Origin of the sequence: Nocardia sp. NPDC058114, from assembly GCF_042884695.1 — a bacterium.
Lineage (GTDB): Bacteria > Actinomycetota > Actinomycetes > Mycobacteriales > Mycobacteriaceae > Nocardia.
On the sequence record NZ_JBHVTK010000001.1, the window covers coordinates 192,108 to 211,689 of the forward strand.

General features: G+C 68.0%; 21 protein-coding genes. 10 read left to right on the forward strand and 11 right to left on the reverse strand.

The window, feature by feature from the left end:
- Window positions 1–2: 2 nt before the first annotated feature.
- The 5 genes from ACFVVI_RS00905 to ACFVVI_RS00925 form a co-directional block, all read right to left on the reverse strand.
- On the reverse strand, window positions 3–767 hold the full coding sequence (locus ACFVVI_RS00905; RefSeq protein WP_387442220.1) for a glucose 1-dehydrogenase: 765 nt from the start codon (window positions 765–767) through the stop codon (window positions 3–5).
- Window positions 768–901: 134 nt separating this feature from the next.
- Window positions 902–1,747, reverse strand: coding sequence for a helix-turn-helix transcriptional regulator (locus tag ACFVVI_RS00910; RefSeq protein WP_387442222.1), 846 nt, complete (start codon window positions 1,745–1,747; stop codon window positions 902–904).
- Window positions 1,748–1,801: 54 nt separating this feature from the next.
- Window positions 1,802–2,119 carry a hypothetical protein gene (locus tag ACFVVI_RS00915; RefSeq protein ID WP_387442224.1) on the reverse strand — a complete coding sequence of 106 codons (318 nt, stop codon included), beginning with the start codon at window positions 2,117–2,119 and terminating at the stop codon, window positions 1,802–1,804.
- Window positions 2,120–2,255: 136 nt separating this feature from the next.
- On the reverse strand, window positions 2,256–2,654 hold the full coding sequence (locus ACFVVI_RS00920; protein ID WP_387442226.1) for a PPOX class F420-dependent oxidoreductase: 399 nt from the start codon (window positions 2,652–2,654) through the stop codon (window positions 2,256–2,258).
- A 27-nt stretch (window positions 2,655–2,681) separates the two neighbouring features.
- Complete coding sequence (locus ACFVVI_RS00925; RefSeq protein ID WP_387442228.1) at window positions 2,682–3,158, reverse strand: DUF1772 domain-containing protein; 477 nt, start codon at window positions 3,156–3,158, stop codon at window positions 2,682–2,684.
- Between the two features lie 143 nt (window positions 3,159–3,301).
- Here ACFVVI_RS00925 and ACFVVI_RS00930 point away from each other — a divergent pair, with 143 nt between their 5' ends.
- Window positions 3,302–3,910, forward strand: a complete 609-nt coding sequence (locus ACFVVI_RS00930; RefSeq protein ID WP_387442229.1) for a DUF4126 domain-containing protein — start codon at window positions 3,302–3,304, stop codon at window positions 3,908–3,910.
- Between the two features lie 7 nt (window positions 3,911–3,917).
- Here the strand turns inward: ACFVVI_RS00930 and ACFVVI_RS00935 are convergent, their stop codons facing one another.
- Complete coding sequence (locus ACFVVI_RS00935; RefSeq protein ID WP_378992258.1) at window positions 3,918–4,928, reverse strand: LLM class flavin-dependent oxidoreductase; 1,011 nt, start codon at window positions 4,926–4,928, stop codon at window positions 3,918–3,920.
- Window positions 4,929–5,038: 110 nt separating this feature from the next.
- Here ACFVVI_RS00935 and ACFVVI_RS00940 point away from each other — a divergent pair, with 110 nt between their 5' ends.
- From ACFVVI_RS00940 to ACFVVI_RS00955, 4 genes are all read left to right on the forward strand, one after another.
- Entirely contained in the window at window positions 5,039–5,515 is a 477-nt protein-coding gene (locus ACFVVI_RS00940) for a MarR family winged helix-turn-helix transcriptional regulator (protein WP_387442231.1), read from the forward strand.
- A gap of 73 nt (window positions 5,516–5,588) precedes the next feature.
- Window positions 5,589–7,019 carry a DHA2 family efflux MFS transporter permease subunit gene (locus ACFVVI_RS00945; RefSeq protein ID WP_387442233.1) on the forward strand — a complete coding sequence of 477 codons (1,431 nt, stop codon included), beginning with the start codon at window positions 5,589–5,591 and terminating at the stop codon, window positions 7,017–7,019.
- An 81-nt stretch (window positions 7,020–7,100) separates the two neighbouring features.
- Window positions 7,101–8,177: a class 1 fructose-bisphosphatase gene (locus ACFVVI_RS00950; protein ID WP_387442235.1), complete on the forward strand. Its 1,077-nt coding sequence runs from the start codon at window positions 7,101–7,103 to the stop codon at window positions 8,175–8,177.
- Window positions 8,178–8,188: 11 nt separating this feature from the next.
- Entirely contained in the window at window positions 8,189–9,064 is an 876-nt protein-coding gene (locus tag ACFVVI_RS00955) for a phosphoribulokinase (protein WP_378992266.1), read from the forward strand.
- Window positions 9,065–9,083: 19 nt separating this feature from the next.
- Here the strand turns inward: ACFVVI_RS00955 and ACFVVI_RS00960 are convergent, their stop codons facing one another.
- The 3 genes from ACFVVI_RS00960 to rpe are packed head-to-tail and all read right to left on the reverse strand — an operon-like array spanning window position 9,084 to window position 12,486.
- The gene (locus ACFVVI_RS00960; protein ID WP_387442237.1) at window positions 9,084–9,773 is read right to left on the reverse strand and encodes an HAD family hydrolase; all 690 of its coding nucleotides are present in this window, start codon (window positions 9,771–9,773) and stop codon (window positions 9,084–9,086) included.
- Window positions 9,770–11,761 carry a transketolase gene (gene tkt / locus ACFVVI_RS00965; protein ID WP_387442239.1) on the reverse strand — a complete coding sequence of 664 codons (1,992 nt, stop codon included), beginning with the start codon at window positions 11,759–11,761 and terminating at the stop codon, window positions 9,770–9,772. Before tkt ends, ACFVVI_RS00960 begins: the two co-directional genes overlap by 4 nt.
- The gene (rpe, locus tag ACFVVI_RS00970) at window positions 11,761–12,486 is read right to left on the reverse strand and encodes a ribulose-phosphate 3-epimerase (protein ID WP_387442241.1); all 726 of its coding nucleotides are present in this window, start codon (window positions 12,484–12,486) and stop codon (window positions 11,761–11,763) included. The genes tkt and rpe overlap by 1 nt, the downstream gene beginning before the upstream one ends.
- A gap of 105 nt (window positions 12,487–12,591) precedes the next feature.
- Here rpe and ACFVVI_RS00975 point away from each other — a divergent pair, with 105 nt between their 5' ends.
- Both ACFVVI_RS00975 and ACFVVI_RS00980 read left to right on the forward strand, forming a co-directional pair.
- Window positions 12,592–13,260 (forward strand): response regulator, encoded by a 669-nt coding sequence (locus ACFVVI_RS00975; protein ID WP_378992271.1) that lies wholly within the window; start codon window positions 12,592–12,594, stop codon window positions 13,258–13,260.
- Window positions 13,257–14,429, forward strand: a complete 1,173-nt coding sequence (locus ACFVVI_RS00980; protein WP_378992273.1) for a GAF domain-containing sensor histidine kinase — start codon at window positions 13,257–13,259, stop codon at window positions 14,427–14,429. The genes ACFVVI_RS00975 and ACFVVI_RS00980 overlap by 4 nt, the downstream gene beginning before the upstream one ends.
- A 99-nt stretch (window positions 14,430–14,528) precedes the next feature.
- On the opposite strand, the gene ACFVVI_RS00985 is transcribed toward ACFVVI_RS00980, so the two are convergent.
- Window positions 14,529–15,524: a class I fructose-bisphosphate aldolase gene (locus tag ACFVVI_RS00985; RefSeq protein WP_387442245.1), complete on the reverse strand. Its 996-nt coding sequence runs from the start codon at window positions 15,522–15,524 to the stop codon at window positions 14,529–14,531.
- Between the two features lie 36 nt (window positions 15,525–15,560).
- Window positions 15,561–16,472, reverse strand: a complete 912-nt coding sequence (locus ACFVVI_RS00990; protein WP_378992277.1) for a LysR family transcriptional regulator — start codon at window positions 16,470–16,472, stop codon at window positions 15,561–15,563.
- A 105-nt stretch (window positions 16,473–16,577) separates the two neighbouring features.
- On the opposite strand from ACFVVI_RS00990, the gene ACFVVI_RS00995 reads away from it, so the two are divergent.
- Genes ACFVVI_RS00995 through ACFVVI_RS01005 form a run of 3 tightly spaced genes read left to right on the forward strand, consistent with a single transcriptional unit; the run spans window position 16,578 to window position 19,462 of the window.
- A complete protein-coding gene (locus ACFVVI_RS00995) occupies window positions 16,578–18,041 on the forward strand; it encodes a form I ribulose bisphosphate carboxylase large subunit (protein WP_378992279.1) in 1,464 nt (487 codons plus the stop codon).
- A gap of 13 nt (window positions 18,042–18,054) precedes the next feature.
- Window positions 18,055–18,480 carry a ribulose bisphosphate carboxylase small subunit gene (locus tag ACFVVI_RS01000; RefSeq protein WP_387442249.1) on the forward strand — a complete coding sequence of 142 codons (426 nt, stop codon included), beginning with the start codon at window positions 18,055–18,057 and terminating at the stop codon, window positions 18,478–18,480.
- Between the two features lie 4 nt (window positions 18,481–18,484).
- A complete protein-coding gene (locus ACFVVI_RS01005; RefSeq protein WP_378992281.1) occupies window positions 18,485–19,462 on the forward strand; it encodes an AAA family ATPase in 978 nt (325 codons plus the stop codon).
- The last annotated feature ends 120 nt before the right edge of the window (window positions 19,463–19,582 follow it).

Genomic DNA, 19,582 nt, shown 5'->3' on the forward strand with positions numbered 1-19,582 from the left:
GCCTACACCAGCGCCGATGCGCCGATTGCGGTGAGGCCGCCGTCCACGCGCAGGTCGTGGCCGTTGACGAAGGCGGCGTCGGCTGAGGCCAGGAAGGCGACGGCGGCGGCGACGTCTTCTGCGGTGCCGACGCGACCCGCGGGGGACAGGGCCGCGACCCCCTGCCGAGCGGATTCGGAGAGCTCCGCGCGGAAGGCCGGGGTGTCGATGTAGCCGGGGCTGACCGCGTTCACCCGGATTCGCCGTGGCGCCAATTCCGCGGCGAGAGCGCGGGTCAGGTTGTGGACGGCCGCTTTGCTCGCGGAGTAGAGGGCAGAGCCCGAGACCCCGAGGTGCAGGCCGAAGGAGGCGTTGATGACGATCGAGGCGTGGTCGGGGAGCAGCGGCAGAACCTTCTGAATGGTGAAGAAGGCGCCCTTGAGGTTGCTGCCGATCACCTGATCGAAGAGCTCGCCGGTGACCTGCTCGATCGTCTGGAACGAGCCGATGCCCGCGTTGGCGAACAGGAGATCGAGGTGCCCGAAGCGGTCGGCCACCGCCGCGGCGAGATCGTCGAGATCGTCGAGATCGGTGGCATCACCGGCGATTCCGTGCGCCTGCCCACCGAGCGCGGCGACCGACGCGTCGAGGCGCTTCTTGTCGCGTCCGGTCACCACGACCCGAGCCCCCTCCGCGATCAGACGATGCGCGGTAGCCAACCCCATCCCACTACTACCGCCCGTGATCAGCGCGGTCTTGCCATCGAATCGAGAACCGTTGTGCGTCATGAACTCAGCCTGGCGGGTGGCAGCCCGAGCAGGCAGTGCGCAGTTATCAGGGGTGTGCCACCACCTGGATCGACGGTACTGCGGGCCGGTCGGCACTGTCGCGCCGATCCGGTTTCCGCACCCGCACCGGATCGCTACGCGGATTCGGAGAGGCGCAGTCGGGGGAGGGCAGCCAGGCGGTCGGCGGTGTCGGTGTCCGGTTTCGGGTTGTAGAGCACCAGTGACCAGTGGGGATGGTCGGCGACGGTGAGCGTGGTGGCGTCGAAGTAGAGATCCCCGGCCTCCGGGTGGTGCAGGGCGTTCACGGCTTGCACAGGCGCACCGACATCGTGTCGCTCCCAGAGCTCGGCGAACTCCGGCTCGGCAGCAGCGAGTTCGCTTGCTACGCGCTGGAATTCGTCGTCGTGCGGGACGAGGGCCGCGTCCGCGCGATAGGCGGCGACCACACCCGGTGCGGCATCGGACCACAGGTCGGGCAGCTCGCGATAACGAGGACTGGTGAAGAACGTGACCAGGCAATTGTGCGGCTCGCCATCGTCACACCCGAACACCCGCCCCGCGAGCACGTTGAACGCCACGATGTTCCAGTACCGATCCCGCACTACCGCGGGTCCACGCACCCACCCATCGATGAGCGCCCGAATCTCCGCGGTCACCTCCACCGCGGACCCCCGCGCCACCGGCGGATTGAGCCCGGCCAGCACATACAGATGCGTCCGCTCGGCCGCACTCAACCGCAACACCCCCGCCACCGCGTCGAGCACCTCCCCCGACACCCTGATGTCACGCCCCTGCTCCAACCAGGTGTACCAAGACACCCCGACCCCGGCCAGCATCGCGACTTCTTCGCGCCGTAGCCCGGGGGTTCGCCGTCGCCCCGCTACCGGCAGACCCACCTCGCCCGGTCCGATCCGCTCCCGCCGCGATCGCAGGAAGTCACGGAGCTGTTCGTGTCGCCGGGTGGATGCCGCACTGACCATGAATCCACGGTAACAACGGGGCGAGTGGGGTGCTGCTCGATCGCGGTGCGTGGCCTACGCCTGAATGACCTCGATGCCCACCAGGGCGTTGAGCGAGTCGCAGCTGGCCCACGACTGGTTCTGTCCGTATTGCGCGGGGCCGTACTTCCAGTAGACGAACGGGACCGGCCACGCGACGCAGGTGAGTTTCACCTGGTGCCAGGTCGGCAGTTCGCAATTGGCCATTCCGCCGGTGTTGAAGATGTTGTAAACGTGACAGTTGGCCTGCCACACCGGAACGTCGGCCTGGGCCACGCCGCCACCGACTATGACGGCGGAAGCGGTGGCGGTGGCAACGATGGCACCGGCGGCGAATCTCTTCACAGAAAGCATGTCGAACCTCCTGAATTGATGTTGTCTGAGAAATCGCCGGGTGGTCGAAAACGTTACTCGGATGACTACCGTGGGGGCTGATATTCCTGTGTTTCGACTTGTCGAGATATGTTGCTGATGATGAGCCGAGCCTCCTCTATTCGGCGGCGCGACTGGTGAAGTCGAAGGATCCGCCGTCGATGCCCCAGGAGATGATCCGCTCGGGGCGAATTCGGATGATCGCGCGTTCCTGGTGTTCGAACGGTGGCTGCTCGTCGTCGAGCGCTTCGGCGGTGCCGCGTACCTCGATGCCGCGAATCACGTACGGCTCCCAGGAAACCTGTTGGTCGATGACGAACGAGACCCGGCTGCCCGCTTCGACATTGCGGTATTTCCGGCTGCCGCGCATCCGCATACCCCCGATATCGATCGTGCCGTCGGCGTTCACCCGATAGCCGGTCGGGTTGTTCTGCACAGTGCCGTCGGGCGACACCGTGGCCAGCCGGCCGATCCCGGCCTCCGCGAGGAACTGCTGTTCATTGCTGGTGAAACTCATGACAAATTCTCCTCGGTGAATTCGATATCAGAACAGGATCAGCGCGGCGCACAGTCCGGCGATGGCGACGAACTGGAGGGTGACGCGGTACTTCAGGATGCTGTCCCACTTGTCCTGCAGCGCACGGGCATCGGCCGGAATGACGCCGCTCTGGGCGGCGGCGGTCTGCCTGGCATTGATCGGCTTGGCGATGCGGACGTAGAGGGCGAGCCAGGTGAGCAGTGACGCCACCGCGATCCCCGCCGCGACCGAGGCGCCGATCTGTCCGGCCAGCAGTGCGATGAGCAGGGTGAGCACCGCGGTGATCACACCGCCCGCACCGACCACCGGCATGCGCCGGTCGCCGTAGTAGTGGCCCCACCCCGCGCTGATGGTGACGGTCGCGTCATCGAGCTTGCGGTACACCGACCGCATGATCACGGCCGCGCAGACATCGGTGCCGTAGACGACGGCATTGGCGAGCACGGCGGCGGTGGCGATGATCTGGCCGGTGACGATGAGCATTTTGGCTTTCCTTCCTCGATATCTAGCAGTGCTAGATGATGGAGCAAAGGTAACAGTTGATCGCTAGCTTGTCTAGCGATGCTAGATATCGCCGCTGCACGTCCTTGCCGCGCGGTGTCGGCAGGCGGGCTTAGTCTGAGCGGGTGTCGGTGCTCCCTCTGATCTTCACCGCGGGCTGGGCCAGCGGTATCAACGCGTACGCGGTGGTGTTTCTGCTGGGGTTGTTCGGTCGGATCGGGTGGGCCGGCGATGTGCCGCCGGGGCTGCTGCGCACCGATGTGCTCGTCGCCGCCGGGGTGCTGTTCCTGATCGAGGCGGTGGCGGACAAGATCCCGTACCTCGACTCGTTCTGGGACGCGGTGCACACGGTGGTGCGGCCCGCGTCGGGCGCGGTCGTGTCGGCACTGATCGCGGGGCGGGACGATTCACTGCCCACGATGTTCGCCGCGGCGGTGGGTGGCACGACCGCCCTGCTCAGTCATATCGTCAAAGCGGGCACCCGGATGGCGATCAACACCTCGCCGGAACCGGTCACCAATATCGCGGTGAGCACCGCCGAGGACCTCACGGTCGGCGGCGTCCTCACCCTCGCGGTGTTCTTCCCGGTGCTGGCCGCGGTGATCGCCGCGGCCCTGTTGGGCATCGGTTTGTGGGTGGTCTATCTGTGCGCCAGCCGAATCAGCCGTTACCGCCGACGAAGGCGAGAACGCCGGGCCGCCCGGACCACCGGCGTCGGCCCGGCGCTCGAATAGACCCTGCTCACCGCACCTGCGGGGCCACCTTCGTGCCCAGCAGTTCGATGCTGTGCAGCACCTGCTCGGGCGGCAGCGTCCCGACGCTGGTGTGCAGCATGAAGCGGTCGAGGCCGAGGGTGTCGCGGACCTCGGCGATCTTGCCTGCCACGTAGTCGGGGGTGCCGACGAACAGGGAACCGCTCTGCGAACGCAGCGCGTCGAACTGTTCGCGCGTCATCGGTCCCCAGCCGCGCTCCCGGCCGATAACCGACATCGCCCCGGCGTAGGGCTGGTAGAACTCGGCGACTGCCTGGGCGTCGGTGTCGGCGACATACCCGTGCGCGTGCACCGCGACAGGCTGCTTCTCGTGGCCGCCTTCGGTCAGCGCCCGGTGATACAGCTCGACCAGCGGCTTGAACCGTGCCGGCTGACCGCCGATGATCGCGAGGGCGAGCGGTAGACCCAGCAGCCCGGCGCGGATCACCGATTCGGGACTGCCGCCGACCGCGATCCACACCGGCAGCGGTCGATCATCGGTGCGCGGATACACCGTGGCGTCGTGCAGCGGTGCCCGGAATCGCCCGGTCCACGTGACCGGGCCTTCCTCGCGCACCCGCAGCAGCAGTGCCAGCTTCTCTTCGAAGAGCGCGTCGTAATCGGACAGGTCGTAGCCGAACAGCGGGAACGACTCCGTGAACGACCCGCGCCCCGCCATCAACTCCGCGCGCCCGTTCGACAGCCCGTCGAGCGTGGCGAAGTCCTGGTATACGCGCACCGGGTCGTCGGAGCTGAGCACGGTCACCGCGCTGGTCAACTGGATGCGCTCGGTCCTGGCGGCCGCGGCGGCCAGGACGACAGCGGGGGAGGACGCGGCGAAATCCCGGCGATGATGTTCACCCACGCCGTACACATCGAGCCCGGCGGCCTCGGTCGCGACGGCCTCGTCGACCACCTGGCGCAGCCGCTCGGCGGCGGTCGGCGCGGGCCGGTCGCCGGTCGGGTACAGCTCGGCGAAGGTGGTGAGCCCCAGTTCCATGTGAACCTCTCTTCGGGATGTGGTCCCCATCTAAACGGACCGCAGTCCGATAACATTCCCCGACTTATGGATGTATGCGGATTATCTATGACAAAACTATAATGAGCGGTATGACCGCTCTGGCGACCACGCGCGCCGAACCCGACCTGTCCTTCCTGCTGGACCGGACCAGCCACGTCCTGCGCACGCAGATGGCAGCGGCGCTGGCCGAGATCGGGCTGACGGCCCGCATGCACTGCGTGCTGGTCCACGCGCTGGAGGCCGAGCGCACCCAGGCTCAGCTCGCCGAACTCGGCGATATGGACAAGACGACCATGGTCGTCACTGTCGACGCGCTGGAGAAAGCGGGTCTGGCCGAACGGAAGCCGTCGAGCACCGACCGTCGCGCGCGCATCATCTCGGTGACTCCGGCCGGTGCCGAACTTGCTGCGCGCAGTACCGAGATCGTCGACGGCGTCCATCGGGGAGCGCTCGGCTCGCTGCCGAAGGCGGAGCGTGAATCCCTGTTGCGTGCACTGAATCACCTGGTGGAAGGGTATCTGTCGACCGCGGTCGACGCTGCGCCCGCGCGTCGTGCGAGGCAATAGTCCGTTATAGATTGTCTGCTACGGAACTATCTAGTACGGTCTCTCTTGTTCGCTTCGAGCAGGAGATGACCCCATGACCAAGTCCCAGCGCACCGCTCTCGCGGTGCTGTCGGCCGCGATGCTGATGACCATCCTCGACGGCAGCATCGTGACCGTCGCCATGCCGGCGATCCAGGAGGACCTCGGCTTCTCGCCGGCCGGCCTGAGCTGGACCGTGAACGCCTACCTGATCGCTTTCGGCGGTCTGCTCCTGCTGGCGGGACGCCTCGGCGACCTGATCGGCCGCAAGACGATGTTCATCACCGGCACCGTCGTCTTCACCGCGGCCTCGGTGCTGGCAGGCGTCGCGACCACCCCCACGGTGCTGGTCGGGGCCCGATTCCTGCAGGGCGTCGGCAGCGCGATCGCCGCCTCGGTGGTCCTCGGCATCCTGGTGACGATCTTCACCGAACCCCGCCAACGCGCAACGGCCATCGGTGTTTTCAGCTTCACGGGCGCCGCGGGCGCCTCGATCGGACAGGTGCTCGGCGGTGTGCTCACCGACGCGCTGAACTGGCACTGGATCTTCCTGATCAACGTGCCGATCGGCGTGCCGACCGTGCTGGTGGCGGTGCGAGCGCTGCCCGCCGACCGCGGCCTCGGCTGGTCCGCCGGCGCCGATGTGCTGGGTGCGGCCCTGGTTACCGTCGGTCTGATGCTCGGCATCTACACCGTCGTCGAAGTCGAACGCTACGGCTGGGTCTCGGCGCACACTCTCGGCCTCGGTGCACTCGCCGCCGCACTGCTCGCGGCCTTCGTCCTCCGTCAGGCCACCGCGACCAACCCGCTGCTGCCGTTGCGAATCTTTCGCTCCCGCACGGTCTCCGGCGCCAATGTGGTCCAGATGCTCACTCTCGCGGCCATGTTCGCCTTCCAGATCATCGTCGCGCTCTACCTGCAGAAGGTGCTGGGCTACAACGCCGTGCAGACCGGCCTGGCCATGCTGCCCGCCGCCGTCGCCATCGGCGGGGTGTCGCTGTTCGCCTCTGCCCGCCTGATCACCCGCTTCGGTGAGCGGGCCGTGCTCATCGCGGGTCTGTCCCTGTTGCTGGCCGGGATGTCGTGGCTGACGCGGCTTCCGGTCGACGCCGGCTACCTCACCGACGTGCTGCCGGTGATGGTGGCCGTCTCCGGTGGCGGGCTGGTGCTGCCCGCACTCACCGCGCTGGGCATGTCGGGCGCCGACGCCGACGACGCCGGCCTGGCCTCGGGGCTGTTCAACACCACCCAGCAGGTCGGCATGGCGATCGGCGTCGCGGTGTTGTCCACCCTCGCCGCCGCACGGACCGGCACCGAACTGGTGGCCGGAGCGTCCGACGCTGCCGCTCTGACCAGCGGATACCGGCTGGCGTTCACGGTCGCGGCCGGATTGCTCGCCGCGGCCCTGGTCGTGGGCGTCACCGTGCTGCGCAAGCGGCACACGTCCGAGGAGGTAACGGCCGCGCAAGCGGTCCCGGCCTTCTGAGGCGACGAATCGCGGTAACCACCCCCGCGATTCACCCCCCGGGTGGATGTCCGCCCGGGGGTGCGGTGGTGTCCTCGAAAGATGCTGACCGATCGCACGACGTTGACCCAATTCCTCATCGAAGAGCGCAGGCGCCATCCCGGTTCCAGCGGTGAGCTCAATTCCCTGATCCTCGACGTCGCGCTGGCCTGCAAGGCGATCTCCAAGCGCATCGCCTCCGGTGCGCTCACCGGCGTCCTCGGCGGCGCCGGTGTGGTGAACGTGCAGGGTGAGCAGCAGCAGAAGCTCGACGTGGTCGCCAACGAGCTGTTCCTGCGCGCCAACGAATGGGGCGGCCAGCTGGCGGGAATGGTGTCGGAGGAGCTCGACGACCCGTATGCGATCCCGCCCGACTATCCGCGCGGCAAATACCTGCTGGCGTTCGACCCGCTCGACGGTTCGTCCAATATCGATGTGAATGTCGCTGTGGGCAGCATCTTTTCGATTCTGCGCGCCCCGAACCCCGGCATCGATGCGACGACGGTGGACTTCCTGCAGCCCGGCACCGAGCAGGTCGCCGCGGGTTACGCGATCTACGGCCCCGCGACGCAACTCGTACTCACCGTCGGCACCGGCGTGCACGCCTTCACTCTCGATCCCGAACTGGGCGAGTTCTTCCTGACCGGGCAGAACCTGCGGCTGTCGGAGTCCACCTCGGAGTACGCGGTCAACAGTTCCAACCGGCGATTCTGGGAACCGGCCGTGCGCCGCTACATCGACGAATGCCTGGCGGGCGCGACGGGTCCGCGCGAGAAGGATTTCAACATGCGCTGGGTGGCGTCGCTGGTGGTCGAAACCCACCGCATCCTGACCCGGGGCGGGGTGTTCCTGTACCCGCGCGACTCGAAGGATCCGGCCAAGGCGGGCAGATTGCGGCTGCTCTACGAGGCCAACCCCATCGCCTTTCTGATCGAGCAGGCCGGCGGCCTGGCCTCGACCGGTCGCGAGCGCATCCTCGACGTCGTCCCCACCGAACTGCACCAGCGGATCGCGTTCATTTTCGGTTCCCGCGACGAGGTAGCGCGCATCGTGAGATATCACGCCGACGCGGCCGAGGAGCCCGACGGTCAGTGGAGTCCGCTGTTCGGTCTCCGCGGTCTCTACCGTTCCACCACCTGAGGAGGAGATTCATGTCCGCCAAGCACCCTGTCGTCGCCATCACCGGGTCATCCGGTGCCGGAACAACGTCGGTGATGCGCACGTTCGATTCGATCTTCCGCAGGGAAGGCATCGACGCCGCGTACGTCGAGGGCGACAGCTTCCACAGGTTCGACCGGGCCGGCATGAAGGAGGAGCTGGCGCGAGCGCTGTCGGACGGTGACCACACCTTCAGCCATTTCGGCGCGGAGGCCAACCTGTTCGAAGACCTCGAGAAGCTGTTCCGCGGCTACGGCGAGACCGGTACGGGCCGGGTGCGAAAGTACCTGCACGACAAGGAGGAAGCGGCGCCCTACGACCAGGAACCCGGCACCTTCACACCGTGGGAGGACCTGCGCCCCGGCACCGACCTGCTGTTCTACGAGGGCCTACACGGGGCGGTCGCCAACGAACAGGTCGACGTGGCACAGTACGCGGACCTGCTCATCGGGGTGGTGCCGGTGATCAACCTCGAGTGGACCCAGAAGCTGCACCGCGACAAGGACAAGCGCGGCTACTCCACCGAGGCGGTGACCGAGACGATCCTGCGCCGCATGCACGACTACGTGAATTTCATGTGCCCGCAGTTCTCCCGCACCCATGTGAACTTCCAGCGGGTTCCCGTGGTCGACACATCGAATCCCTTTGTGGCCCGGACTATTCCGACGCCAGATGAGTCGATGCTGGTGATCCGGTTCGCCGACCCGCACGGCATCGACTTCCCGTATCTGCTGTCGATGCTGCACGACTCGTTCATGTCGCGCCCGAACACGATCGTGTGTCCCGGCGGGAAGATGGACCTGGCGATGCAGCTGATCTTCACGCCGATGCTGTTGCGGCTCATGGAACGTCGCGGCCGCACGCGCTGAGCCCGATTCGACAGCCACCTCAGGCGAGGTGGCCGTCGAACCATGTCACCAGCTCCGGGTCGTCGAGCCCGTCGGCGACCAGCACTGCCGCCGAGAGGTCGTCGGTGCGCGTGTAGGCGTTCTGGGCGGCCACGCACCGCAGTCCCGCGGCCACCGCCGACCGCACGCCGTTGGACGAGTCCTCCACGGCCACTGCTTGATCGGGGGACAGTCCGGTCTGGATCAGGACATCCAGATACACCGCGGGGCTCGGCTTCAGGACGGGCACTTCGGTGCCGGTGGTCACGGTGTCGAACGGCTCACCGAAAGCGTGCTTCAGCAAGGGTTCGACCCACGCGCGGGTGCCGGTGGTCGCCACGTGCAACCGGACACCGTGCGACCGGAGCCGTTCGATCAGTTCCCGCGCGCCCGGACGGGCACGGATGTGCCCGTCCGCTGCCATCTGCCGCATGATGCGGGTCTTGGTGCGGTGCACCTGATGCGCGAGCGCCCGCGCTTGCTCGACGGGCCTGCCCTGCTGTTCGAACCAGAACGCCAGCCGTTGCGCGCCCCCGGCCACCTTCAGCAGCTTCCCGTACTCCTCGACCGCCCAGTGATCCGGAAGACCCGCCTCGGCGAAGGCCGCGTTGAAAGCCACCCGATGGCCGTCGCGCTCGCTGTCGACCAGGGTGCCGTCGACGTCGAAGATCACCGCCCGCAGGCGAGTCACAGCGCACCGTCGAGGTATTCGCGAATCCGGTCGAGTACGGCGCGCACGGTGAATCCGTGACGGGCCATGACCTCGTCGCCGGGGCCGCTGTGCCCGAAGTCGTCGATCCCGATCGCCAGGTCGACCAGCCCGGTCCAGCCCGCCGTGCTTCCCGCCTCGATGCTGATGGTGTGCGCCGCGGCGTCGCGGGTGAAGCGCGTCCGATCCATCACCGACACTACCCGCACGGCGAACCCTTCCGCCCGTAGCTGCTCGGCGGCGGCGACCGCCAGTGCGACTTCCGAACCGGTAGCGACGATGTGGATGCTGGGAAGCGCTGCTGTGGATGGTCTGCCGGCCACCGTGCCGACCGCGTCGGCTCTCGAGAGCGCACTATCGGGCCAGGTAGCGCTCTCTGCGAGTTCCAGCTGGGGCAGTGACTGGCGGGACAGGATCAGCGCGGTCGGTCCGTCGACCCGGCTCAGCGCGAGTTCCCAAGCGAGAGCGGTCTCCGCGTCGTCGGCCGGTCGCAACACCTGCAGCCCCGGAATCACCCGGAGCGACTCGACCTGCTCGACGGGTTGATGTGTCGGCCCGTCCTCGCCGACCGCGACGGAATCGTGGGTGAGCACATAGATCACCGGCTGCCCCATCAGTGCCGACAGCCGCAGGGCGGGACGCAGATAGTCGGCGAACACCAGGAACGTACTGCCGAAGACCCGGAACCCGCCGTGCAGGCTCATCCCGTTCAGAATCGCCGCCATCCCGAACTCGCGAATACCGAAAGCGACAGCGCTGGAACTGAAGTCGTCGCGATGCACCACCTCGCCGCACACGGTGCCGGTCGACCCGGCCAGGTCGGCCGACCCGCCCACCAATTCCGGCATCACCGACAGCGCCGCGTGCAAACACGCCTGCGAGGACTGCCGGGTGGCGCGCGGTGCCCGCGCGGCGACGGCTTCCAGCGCGTCCGGCAAACCCGCAGGCAGCAGTCGCGCATGGGCGCGCCGGAACTCGGCGGCGCGCACCGGCGCGACGGCGTCGAACGCCGCGAACTCCTCGAGCCAGGTCGCATGCTCGGCACCACCGAGCGCGGCCAGCACCGCGCACGTCGACTCGACCTGCTCGGGCACGGTGAACGGCGGAAGAGTCCATCCCGCCAGCTCTTTGGCCTGTGCGAGGCGTTGGGCGCCCAGCGGCGAGCCGTGCGCCTTCGGCGTTCCGGCGACGCCGGGCGCACCGTGACCGATCACCGTGCGCACCGCGAGAAAGCTCGGCCGGGGATCACCCTTCGCCCGGGTCAGCGCGGCGTCGATCGCCTCGATATCGGTCCCGTCCGGCACCACTTCGGTATGCCACCCATAGGGCGCGAACCGCGCCACCTGATCGTCACCGCACGAGCGCCCGACCGCGCCGTCGATGGTGATCTCGTTGTCGTCCCACAGCACGGTCAACCCGCCGAGCCCCAAATGCCCTGCGAACGACGCGACTTCGTGACTGACACCTTCCATCAGGCAGCCGTCGCCGACGATCGCGTAGGTGCGATGACCGGTGATCTCCGGATACCGGGCGGCGGTCATCCGCTCGGCGAGGGCCATGCCCACCGCCATCGCCAGCCCCTGACCCAACGGGCCGGTGGTGCACTCCACGCCGGGCGTCTGCCCGAACTCGGGATGACCCGGCGTCCGCGACCCCAGTTGCCGGAAGCGCCGCAGTTCCTCGACGGGCAGGTCGTAGCCGAACAGGTGCAACAGTCCGTACAGCAGCGCCGACCCGTGTCCGGCCGAGAGCACGAACCGGTCCCGATCGGCCCACTCGGGATCGGCCGGGTCATGGCGCAGGTGCCGGCTCCACAGCGTCCACGCCATCGGCGCCGCCCCCATCGGCATGCCGGGGTGACCCGACTGCGCGGCCTCCACCATGTCGGCCGCGAGGAAGCGCAGGGTGTCGACGGCGAGCTGGTCGGTCTCCACCGACGGCGTGAAAGTCGTTGGCGCGATATCGGTCATCAGGCTGCCGCTCCCGCGACGGTGGCGGCATCGCGAAGCCGCTTGACCGCGGCCGCCTTGCCTTCGGGGCAGCCGTACATCCACGATCCCGAGATGAACACGTCGGCGCCGGCCGCGGCCGCGCCGCCGATCGTGTCACCGGTGATCCCGCCGTCCACTTCGAGCTCGATGGAGTACCCGGACTCGTCGATCATCCGGCGCAACCGCGCGATCTTCGATTCCACGGCCGGAATGTAGGCCTGCCCACCGAAACCCGGATTCACGGTCATGGCCAGGATCAGGTCGGTCTCGGCCAGCACGTGCGCGACGACCTCGACGGGAGTGTGCGGATTCACCGCGACACCGCTGCGCGCGCCCAGTTCGCGGATCCTGGCGAGCGTGCGATGCAGATGCGTACAGGCTTCGGCGTGCACGATGATCAGCTCGCAACCCGCGTCGACGTACGTGCTGAGCAGCCCATCGGGATTCACCACCATGAGGTGCGCCTCGAACCCCACGGTGCTGTGCGAACGCGCCGACGCGATGACATCGGGACCGAAGGTGAGGTTGGGGACGAACACGCCGTCCATCACGTCCCATTGGATCCGGTCGACGCCCGCCGCGCACAGATCGCGCACTTCTTCACCGAGGCAGGCGAAATCGGCGGGCAAGACCGACGGCACTATGAGCGGCCGACGAACTGAGGACTCCGGCATGGCGCGGCCTTTCTGATCGGGTCCGTTCATCGGACCGCACCGGCGTACCCGCCGCACTCCCCCTCGGGGGTGGCGGCCCGGGTGAGATCTCGTCAATGCCCGTAGCCGCGCTGCCGCTCGCCGTAGGGTGGAGTGATGCCGGAGTTACCTCCGACCCCGTTGAAGCTTGTGCTCGTCGACGATCACGAAATGGTGCTGCACGGGCTCGACGCCATGCTCGGACACTTTCCCGACGACGTGATGATCGTCGGCCAGTCCACCACCGACACCGCCGCGCTGCGGATGGTCGCCGAACATCGGCCCGATATCGTCCTGTGCGATGTTCGCATCGGCAAGGCCAGTGGCTTGGATCTGTGCCGTCAGATCACCCTGCAATATCCCGAGACCAAGGTCGTGTTGCTGACCGTCTACGACGACGAGCACTACCTGTACCAGGCGCTGCGCGTCGGGGCGTCGGGCTACATTCTCAAGCGGGTCGACGGGCGCGAACTGGTCGCCCAGTTGTGCCGCGTCCGCGAAGGCGAGACGGTGGTCGACGCCGCACTGGCCGGTCGGGTGGCGCTGGCCGCGGCCCGGCTCAGCGCGGGCCAGTTCTGGTCCGGCGCGCACCTCGGACTGACCCAGCGTGAGTCGGAAGTGCTGGGGCTGTTGGTCTCCGGCCACTCCAATCGCGCGGTCGCGAGCAAGCTGGTGGTCAGCGAGGACACCGTGAAAACCCATATTCGCGGGCTGTATCGCAAGCTGGGGGTGTCCGATCGCAGCGGGGCGATCGCGGTCGCGTTGCGGGAGGGGCTGTTCCGGTGAGCTTCGCGAGCGGCGCGGTGCCCACGGCGGCGGAGCTGGCGCCACTGCTCGGCGCCGAAGGCGTGCTGCTCTACGCCGTCGACGGCCAGGATCTGAGCATCGTCGATCTGTGGCCTTCGCATCCCTCGGCGGGTTCGTTGCGGTTGCAGGTCGGATTCGGGGTGACCGGGTTGGTGGCCCGCACTCGTACGCCGGTGCTGCTCGACAACGACTCGCCACGTAATGCTCTGCACCGCAGACTTCTACGTCTGGATCCGCAGCAGACGGTCGCGCGGATGTGTCTGCCGCTGCCGGGGCTGGAAGGCGATGTGGTCGGCGTGCTCGCCGTGCACCGCCGTCCCCGTGACCCGTTCGGGCAGCACGACCTCGACGTCGCGCAGCAGTACGCGGGCGTGCTCGGCCTGTGGTTGCACGCGCAGCGGCTGTTCCGCACCGTCAACCGGCAGCGCACCGAGCGCGACCGCCTGGTCGAGCAGGCGATCACCGCTCAGGAGGCCGAACGCAGACGCATCGCCTTCGATCTGCACGACGGCGTCACCACCGCCCTGGCCTCGATGTCGTTCCACCTGTCCGCCGCCGATCTCACCGTCTCCGAACTCGCCGCCCACGTCGACGTCACCGACGGAGCCAGCCTGCGCGATCTCGCCAGGGCCCGCGCCGAACTCGTCAGCGCGCGCGAGCTGGCCGATTTCGCCTACAACGCGACCAGGGCGGCGATCTCGGGCCTGCACAGTCTCGTCCTCGACGACCTCGGCCTGGTCGCCGCGATCGAATCGCTGGTGCGCACGGTGAGTGGCGAAGGCCCGCCGACGATCGAATTCCTCGTCGATCACGCCGCCGCCATCGACGACATCCCCGACCACGCCGCCGCCACCCTGTACCGGATCGCCCAGGAAGCGCTCGCGAACGCGGTGAAACACGCTGATGCGCAACGGATCGTGCTCTCCCTGCGCCGGGTCGGCGACTCGGCGATCTTCGGATGTTCCGACGACGGTGCGGGTTTCGACCCGGCAGCGCAGCGTGCCCATCGCGCCGCCGACGCCGACGGCGAACAACATTTCGGCCTGAGCTCGATCGCGGAACGCTGTGCCCTGATCGAAGCCTCGCTGCGCGTGGAATCGATGCGGGGACGCGGAACCACGGTGCTGGTGGAACTACCGCTGAAGTAGCGGCGGGCACCGGCCAACGAACGCAGCAGCGGTGCCCGAGGGGTAGCGCCGCTGCTGCGCGTTGCCACCGCGCTCAGGGCGGCTGCCGAGCGGACCCGCTTACGCGGTGTGCTCGGCGGCAGCAGAGGCGTTGCGGCAGTTCTGGAGCAGAACACGATGTGCTGCGGGAACTTCGGAGTTCGTTCCACCCCAAGTGTGCAGGGCCGCGCTCACGAGCGCGCGCCCGAAGGAGAATGTCACAGGCCACGGCCGCTCGTCGACGGCGGCGAGCTCGCTCAGAAAAGCACACACCCGCGAGGTGGGATGCCCACCGGACAGGAACGCGATGCCCGCCACCTCGGCGGGCACCAGCTCACGCAGCACGGCGAAGGTCGCGGCCGCGACGTCGGCGGGCGGGGCAGCCGCGGCGTCCAGACCGGGGGTGACGAAGTTGGGCTTGAGCACGATGCCGGTGAGATCCACCGCGGCGTCGACGAGTTCGGTGAACACCGCGCTCAGGGCCAGGCGAGTCGCCTTCGCCGAGGCCGCGAGGTCGTGGTCGCCGGTGCACAGCACCTCGGGCTCGACGATGGGGACGATGCCGTGCTGCTGACACAGCGCGGCATAGCGGGCCAGCGCGTGCCCGTTGGCGGCGGCGGAGTAGGGAGTGATGGTGTGCACGTCGAACACCGCCCGCCACTTGGCGAACGCCGCCCCTCGGTCGGCATAGGAGGCCAGCCGTGCGCCGAGCCCGTCGAGCCCCTCGGTGATCAGCGCACCGCCCTGGCCGGGGAGCGCGGTGGTGCCGGTGTCGACCTTGATGCCGGGCAGGACGCCGAGTTCGCGCGCCGCGATCGGGAACGGGCGCCCATCGGCGAGATCCTGGCCGAAGGTCTCGTCGCACAGGATGATTCCGCTGATCCATTCCGGCAGACCGTCGGCGGTGAGCAGCAGTTCGCGGTAGTCGCGCCGGGCGGTCGCGCTCGCGGGAACCCCTTCCTGTTCCAGGCGCGACGACATGGTCTTGATCGACTCGTCGGCGGCGAGAATGCCGCGGCCGCCGCTGGTCAGCTGCTGGGCGACGTCGGCGAGGGCGGTGGCGGGGAGTGTCGTCATGACGACCAGCATGCGAGCATCCGGTCGCCGCCGTCCTCACCCCTTCGGGCGAGGACGGGTGTGAAATGCGGCCGCGCCCACCTGCTCCGGATCGCACAGGTGCGCCACGAACAGTCGGGTCGCCGCGGTCGGTTCCTGGGTCGTGCAGACGTGCCACGGCCGGTCGAGAGGGGTGCCCGGCACGCTGTAGGAGACCAGTTCCCCCGAGGCGAGTTGCTCGCGCGCGGCCTCCTCGTGCACGAGCGTGACACCGAGCCCCTCGCGTGCCGCGGCCACGGCGGCGCCCGAGGTACCGAGGGTGAGCAGCGGTGGCGCGGCCTGTAATCGGCTCAGCAACGACAGCGTGGTGTCGCGGGTGCCGGAGCCGATCCCGGTGAGCAGCCAGGGCGTGGTGAGCGGATCGTCGACCAGTCCGGGCCGCCCGACCAGCACCAGCCGGTTGGCCCGCTGGGCGGCGGTGACCAGCCCGGAGCCCCGCGGCGGTCGACCGGCCAGGGCGATATCGAAGACGTGGTCGGCGGCGCGGGCGAACAGCTCGCCGCGCGTCAGCACCGACAGCGACAGTTCCACGTGCGGATGGGCTTGGGCGAAGGTGGCCATCAGTGCAGGTAGCACGTACTCACTGGCCGTCGCGACCGCGCCGATGCGCACCCGTCCGCGATCGGCGTCGTGCACCGCCCCGGCCGCCTCCGCGAGCAGCCCGAGCAGCTTGCGCACGTAAACGGCGAAGATCTCGCCCGAATCCGTGGCCACGATGCCCCGGCCCGACTTACCGAAAAGCGTTGTGCCCAGCGCGTCTTCGAGTGCGGCGAGCGCGGCCGACACCGCCGGCGGCGTCACATGCAACGTCTGCGCGGCGGCACGCACACTCCCGGTGTCGTACACGGCGAGGAAGGTGCGCAGCCGACCCCAGGTAGCGGCCGCGGGCAGGTCGGGGCTGGCGAACATCATTCAATTATGTCTTAACAGTGCACAGGAAACATTCCATTGTCGCTGAACAGTCGCGCCCACACACTGAAAGTGCTTCACAGGCGTGACCCGAAAGGAACGGCGATGACGACGATCGACAACGACGGCGCGGCGACCAAAGAGCGTTGGGATCCGGGTGTACAGAGTTATGCCGGAATGGGTTACTGGAACCCCGATTACATCCCCAAGGACACCGACGTGCTCGCCGTGTTCCGGGTCACCCCCCAGGACGGCGTCGACCCTATCGAGGCCGCGGCCGCCGTCGCGGGCGAGTCGTCCACCGCCACCTGGACTGTCGTGTGGACCGACCGGCTCACCGCCAACAGCCACTACCAGGCCAAGGCCTACCAGGTCGACGAGGTTCCGGGCAGGCCAGGTGAGTACTTCGCCTACATCGCCTACGACATCGATCTCTTCGAGGAAGGCTCCATCGCGAACCTGACCTCCTCGATCATCGGCAACGTCTTCGGTTTCAAGCCGCTCAAGGCGCTGCGCCTGGAGGACATGCGCATCCCCGTCGCCTACACCAAGACCTTCCAGGGCCCCGCCCACGGCATCGTCATGGAACGGGAGATGCTCAACAAGTACGGCCGCCCGCTGCTCGGCGCCACCATCAAGCCCAAGCTGGGCCTGTCGGCCCGCAACTACGGGCGCGTGGTCTACGAGGCATGTCGCGGCGGCCTCGACTTCACCAAGGACGACGAGAACATCAACTCCCAGCCCTTCATGCGCTGGCGTGACCGCTTCCTCTACGCGATGGAGGGGGTGAACCGGGCGATGGCCGAAACCGGCGAGATCAAGGGCCATTACCTCAATGTCACCGCGGGCACGATGGAGGAGATGTACCGGCGGGCGAACCTCGCCAAGGAACTCGGCAGCGTGGTGGTGATGATCGACCTCACCATCGGCTACACCGCCATCCAGTCGATGGCGCACTGGGCCCGCGAGAACGGCCTGCTGCTGCATCTGCACCGGGCCGGGCACTCCACCTACACGCGGCAGAAGACGCACGGCGTGAGCTTCCGGGTGATCGGGAAGTGGTCGCGGCTCATGGGTGTCGACCACGTGCACGCGGGCACCGTCGTCGGCAAGCTCGAGGGCGACCCGGCCACCACCCGTGGCTTCTACGACACGTTGCGCGACAACAACGTTCCCCGCAATCTCGGCAACGGCATCTTCTTCGATCAGGACTGGATCTCGATGCCCGGCGTGATGCCGGTGGCCTCCGGCGGCATCCACGCGGGCCAGATGCACCAGCTCCTCGACCTTTTCGGCGACGACGTGATCCTGCAGTTCGGCGGCGGCACCATCGGGCACCCGTACGGCATCGCCGCGGGCGCCGAGGCCAACCGGGTGGCGCTCGAGGCAATGGTCAAGGCGCGCAACGAAGGTCGCGATCTGCTGATCGAAGGACCCGACGTGCTGCGCAGGGCCGCCAAGCACTGCACCCCGCTGCAGGCCGCCCTGGACACCTGGGGCGACATCACCTTCGACTACACCAGCACCGACGCCCCCGATGTGGTGGCGACTCCGGTGCCCTCGATCTGACCAGGAGCACCCGATGAAACTGCGCTACGGAACCTTCTCCTACCTGCCCGACCTCACCGACGACGAGATCGCGGCGCAGGTGAAGTTCGCCCTCGATCACGGCTGGCCGGTCTCGCTGGAGTACACCGACGACCCGCATCCACGCAACGTCTACTGGGAGATGTGGGGGCTGCCGATGTTCGACCTGGCCGAACCCGACGGTGTGCTCGCCCAGCTCGCCGATTGCCGGGCCACCTTCCCGCAGTACTACATCCGGCTGCTGGCCTACGACGCGTCCCTGGGCAGGCAGTCCACCGCGATGTCGTTCCTCGTCCAGCGACCGGCACACGAGCCCGGCTTCCTGCTCGAACGCGTCGAGGGTCCCGACCGCACCCAGCGGTACTCGGTGAAGTCCTACGCCACCGCCCGTCCGACCGGCGATCGGTACGCGGGCGAGTGAACTGATGGACACACCAAAGGGATTCGGGTTCCACCGACCGTCGGCAGGCGGCGCGGCGCAGACCACGGCAGTCGAGGAGCAGACGCCCGAGCCCGCGATTCTGGGCGACGACGAGGTGCTCGATCTCTCGGCAGACGAGGCCGCGGCCAGGGTGAGCGACACCCTGGCCGCGCTCGACGCCGAGCTGGTCGGCTTGGCCTCGGTCAAGCGCCGGGTCCGCGAGATCGCCTCGCTGCTCCAGGTCGACCGGGCGCGGCGCCGGTTCGGGCTCACCACCACGCGGCCCACGTTGCACATGAGCTTCACCGGCGGTCCCGGCACCGGCAAGACCACGGTCGCGCTGCGGATGGCGGCCATCCTGCACGCGCTCGACTACATCAGGGCCCCGCGCGTGCACACCGTCACCCGCGACGATCTGGTCGGCCAGTTCATCGGCCACACCGCGCCCAAGACCAAGGAGGCGATCGCCCGCGCGGCCGGGGGAGTGCTGTTCATCGACGAGGCCTACTACCTGTTCCGGCCGGAGAACGAGCGGGACTACGGGCAGGAGGTGATCGAGATCCTGCTCACCGAGATGGAGAACGAGCGCGGTGATCTGGTGGTGATCTTCGCCGGCTACCCCGACCGGATGGCGACCTTCTTCGCCGCCAATCCGGGCCTGAGTTCCCGGGTGCCGCACCATCTCACGTTCGCCGACTACGACCATGCGGAACTGACCCAGATCGCGGGACTGATGGTGGAGTCGGAAGGATTCGCCTTCGACGACGACGCGCACAAGGCGTTCGCCGAGTACCTCACGCTGCGCATGGAGCAGCCCAGGTTCTCCAACGCGCGCAGCGTGCGTAACGCGATCGAACGCTGCAGGCTGCGGCAGGCCCGCAGGCTGGTCGCGCTCGACCGGCCACTGGGCAAGTCCGACCTCATCACGCTCACCGCCGAGGACGTCTACGGCAGCAGCGTCTTCGAGCCGGCCCAGGACTGAGTTCCGCGCGCGGCGGAAAGCCCGATAACCGCCATCTATCAGGTGATCGGGCTTTCCGCTTTGACAAGGGTGGACAATGTGAGAAGCCTTTTGTCAGATATGCCGACCGCGCGGTGCCGC

What these genes read in the sequence shown, in the direction of transcription:
- ACFVVI_RS00905 (WP_387442220.1), bottom strand. Translation starts at nt 767, where the DNA reads ATGACGCACAACGGTTCTCGATTCGATGGCAAGACCGCGCTGATCACG.
- ACFVVI_RS00910 (WP_387442222.1), bottom strand. Translation starts at nt 1,747, where the DNA reads ATGGTCAGTGCGGCATCCACCCGGCGACACGAACAGCTCCGTGACTTC.
- ACFVVI_RS00915 (WP_387442224.1), bottom strand. Translation starts at nt 2,119, where the DNA reads ATGCTTTCTGTGAAGAGATTCGCCGCCGGTGCCATCGTTGCCACCGCC.
- ACFVVI_RS00920 (WP_387442226.1), bottom strand. Translation starts at nt 2,654, where the DNA reads ATGAGTTTCACCAGCAATGAACAGCAGTTCCTCGCGGAGGCCGGGATC.
- ACFVVI_RS00925 (WP_387442228.1), bottom strand. Translation starts at nt 3,158, where the DNA reads ATGCTCATCGTCACCGGCCAGATCATCGCCACCGCCGCCGTGCTCGCC.
- ACFVVI_RS00935 (WP_378992258.1), bottom strand. Translation starts at nt 4,928, where the DNA reads ATGGAACTGGGGCTCACCACCTTCGCCGAGCTGTACCCGACCGGCGAC.
- ACFVVI_RS00940 (WP_387442231.1), top strand. Translation starts at nt 5,039, where the DNA reads ATGACCGCTCTGGCGACCACGCGCGCCGAACCCGACCTGTCCTTCCTG.
- ACFVVI_RS00945 (WP_387442233.1), top strand. Translation starts at nt 5,589, where the DNA reads ATGACCAAGTCCCAGCGCACCGCTCTCGCGGTGCTGTCGGCCGCGATG.
- ACFVVI_RS00950 (WP_387442235.1), top strand. Translation starts at nt 7,101, where the DNA reads ATGCTGACCGATCGCACGACGTTGACCCAATTCCTCATCGAAGAGCGC.
- ACFVVI_RS00955 (WP_378992266.1), top strand. Translation starts at nt 8,189, where the DNA reads ATGTCCGCCAAGCACCCTGTCGTCGCCATCACCGGGTCATCCGGTGCC.
- tkt (WP_387442239.1), bottom strand. Translation starts at nt 11,761, where the DNA reads ATGACCGATATCGCGCCAACGACTTTCACGCCGTCGGTGGAGACCGAC.
- rpe (WP_387442241.1), bottom strand. Translation starts at nt 12,486, where the DNA reads ATGAACGGACCCGATCAGAAAGGCCGCGCCATGCCGGAGTCCTCAGTT.
- ACFVVI_RS00975 (WP_378992271.1), top strand. Translation starts at nt 12,592, where the DNA reads ATGCCGGAGTTACCTCCGACCCCGTTGAAGCTTGTGCTCGTCGACGAT.
- ACFVVI_RS00985 (WP_387442245.1), bottom strand. Translation starts at nt 15,524, where the DNA reads ATGACGACACTCCCCGCCACCGCCCTCGCCGACGTCGCCCAGCAGCTG.
- ACFVVI_RS00990 (WP_378992277.1), bottom strand. Translation starts at nt 16,472, where the DNA reads ATGTTCGCCAGCCCCGACCTGCCCGCGGCCGCTACCTGGGGTCGGCTG.
- ACFVVI_RS00995 (WP_378992279.1), top strand. Translation starts at nt 16,578, where the DNA reads ATGACGACGATCGACAACGACGGCGCGGCGACCAAAGAGCGTTGGGAT.
- ACFVVI_RS01000 (WP_387442249.1), top strand. Translation starts at nt 18,055, where the DNA reads ATGAAACTGCGCTACGGAACCTTCTCCTACCTGCCCGACCTCACCGAC.
- ACFVVI_RS01005 (WP_378992281.1), top strand. Translation starts at nt 18,485, where the DNA reads ATGGACACACCAAAGGGATTCGGGTTCCACCGACCGTCGGCAGGCGGC.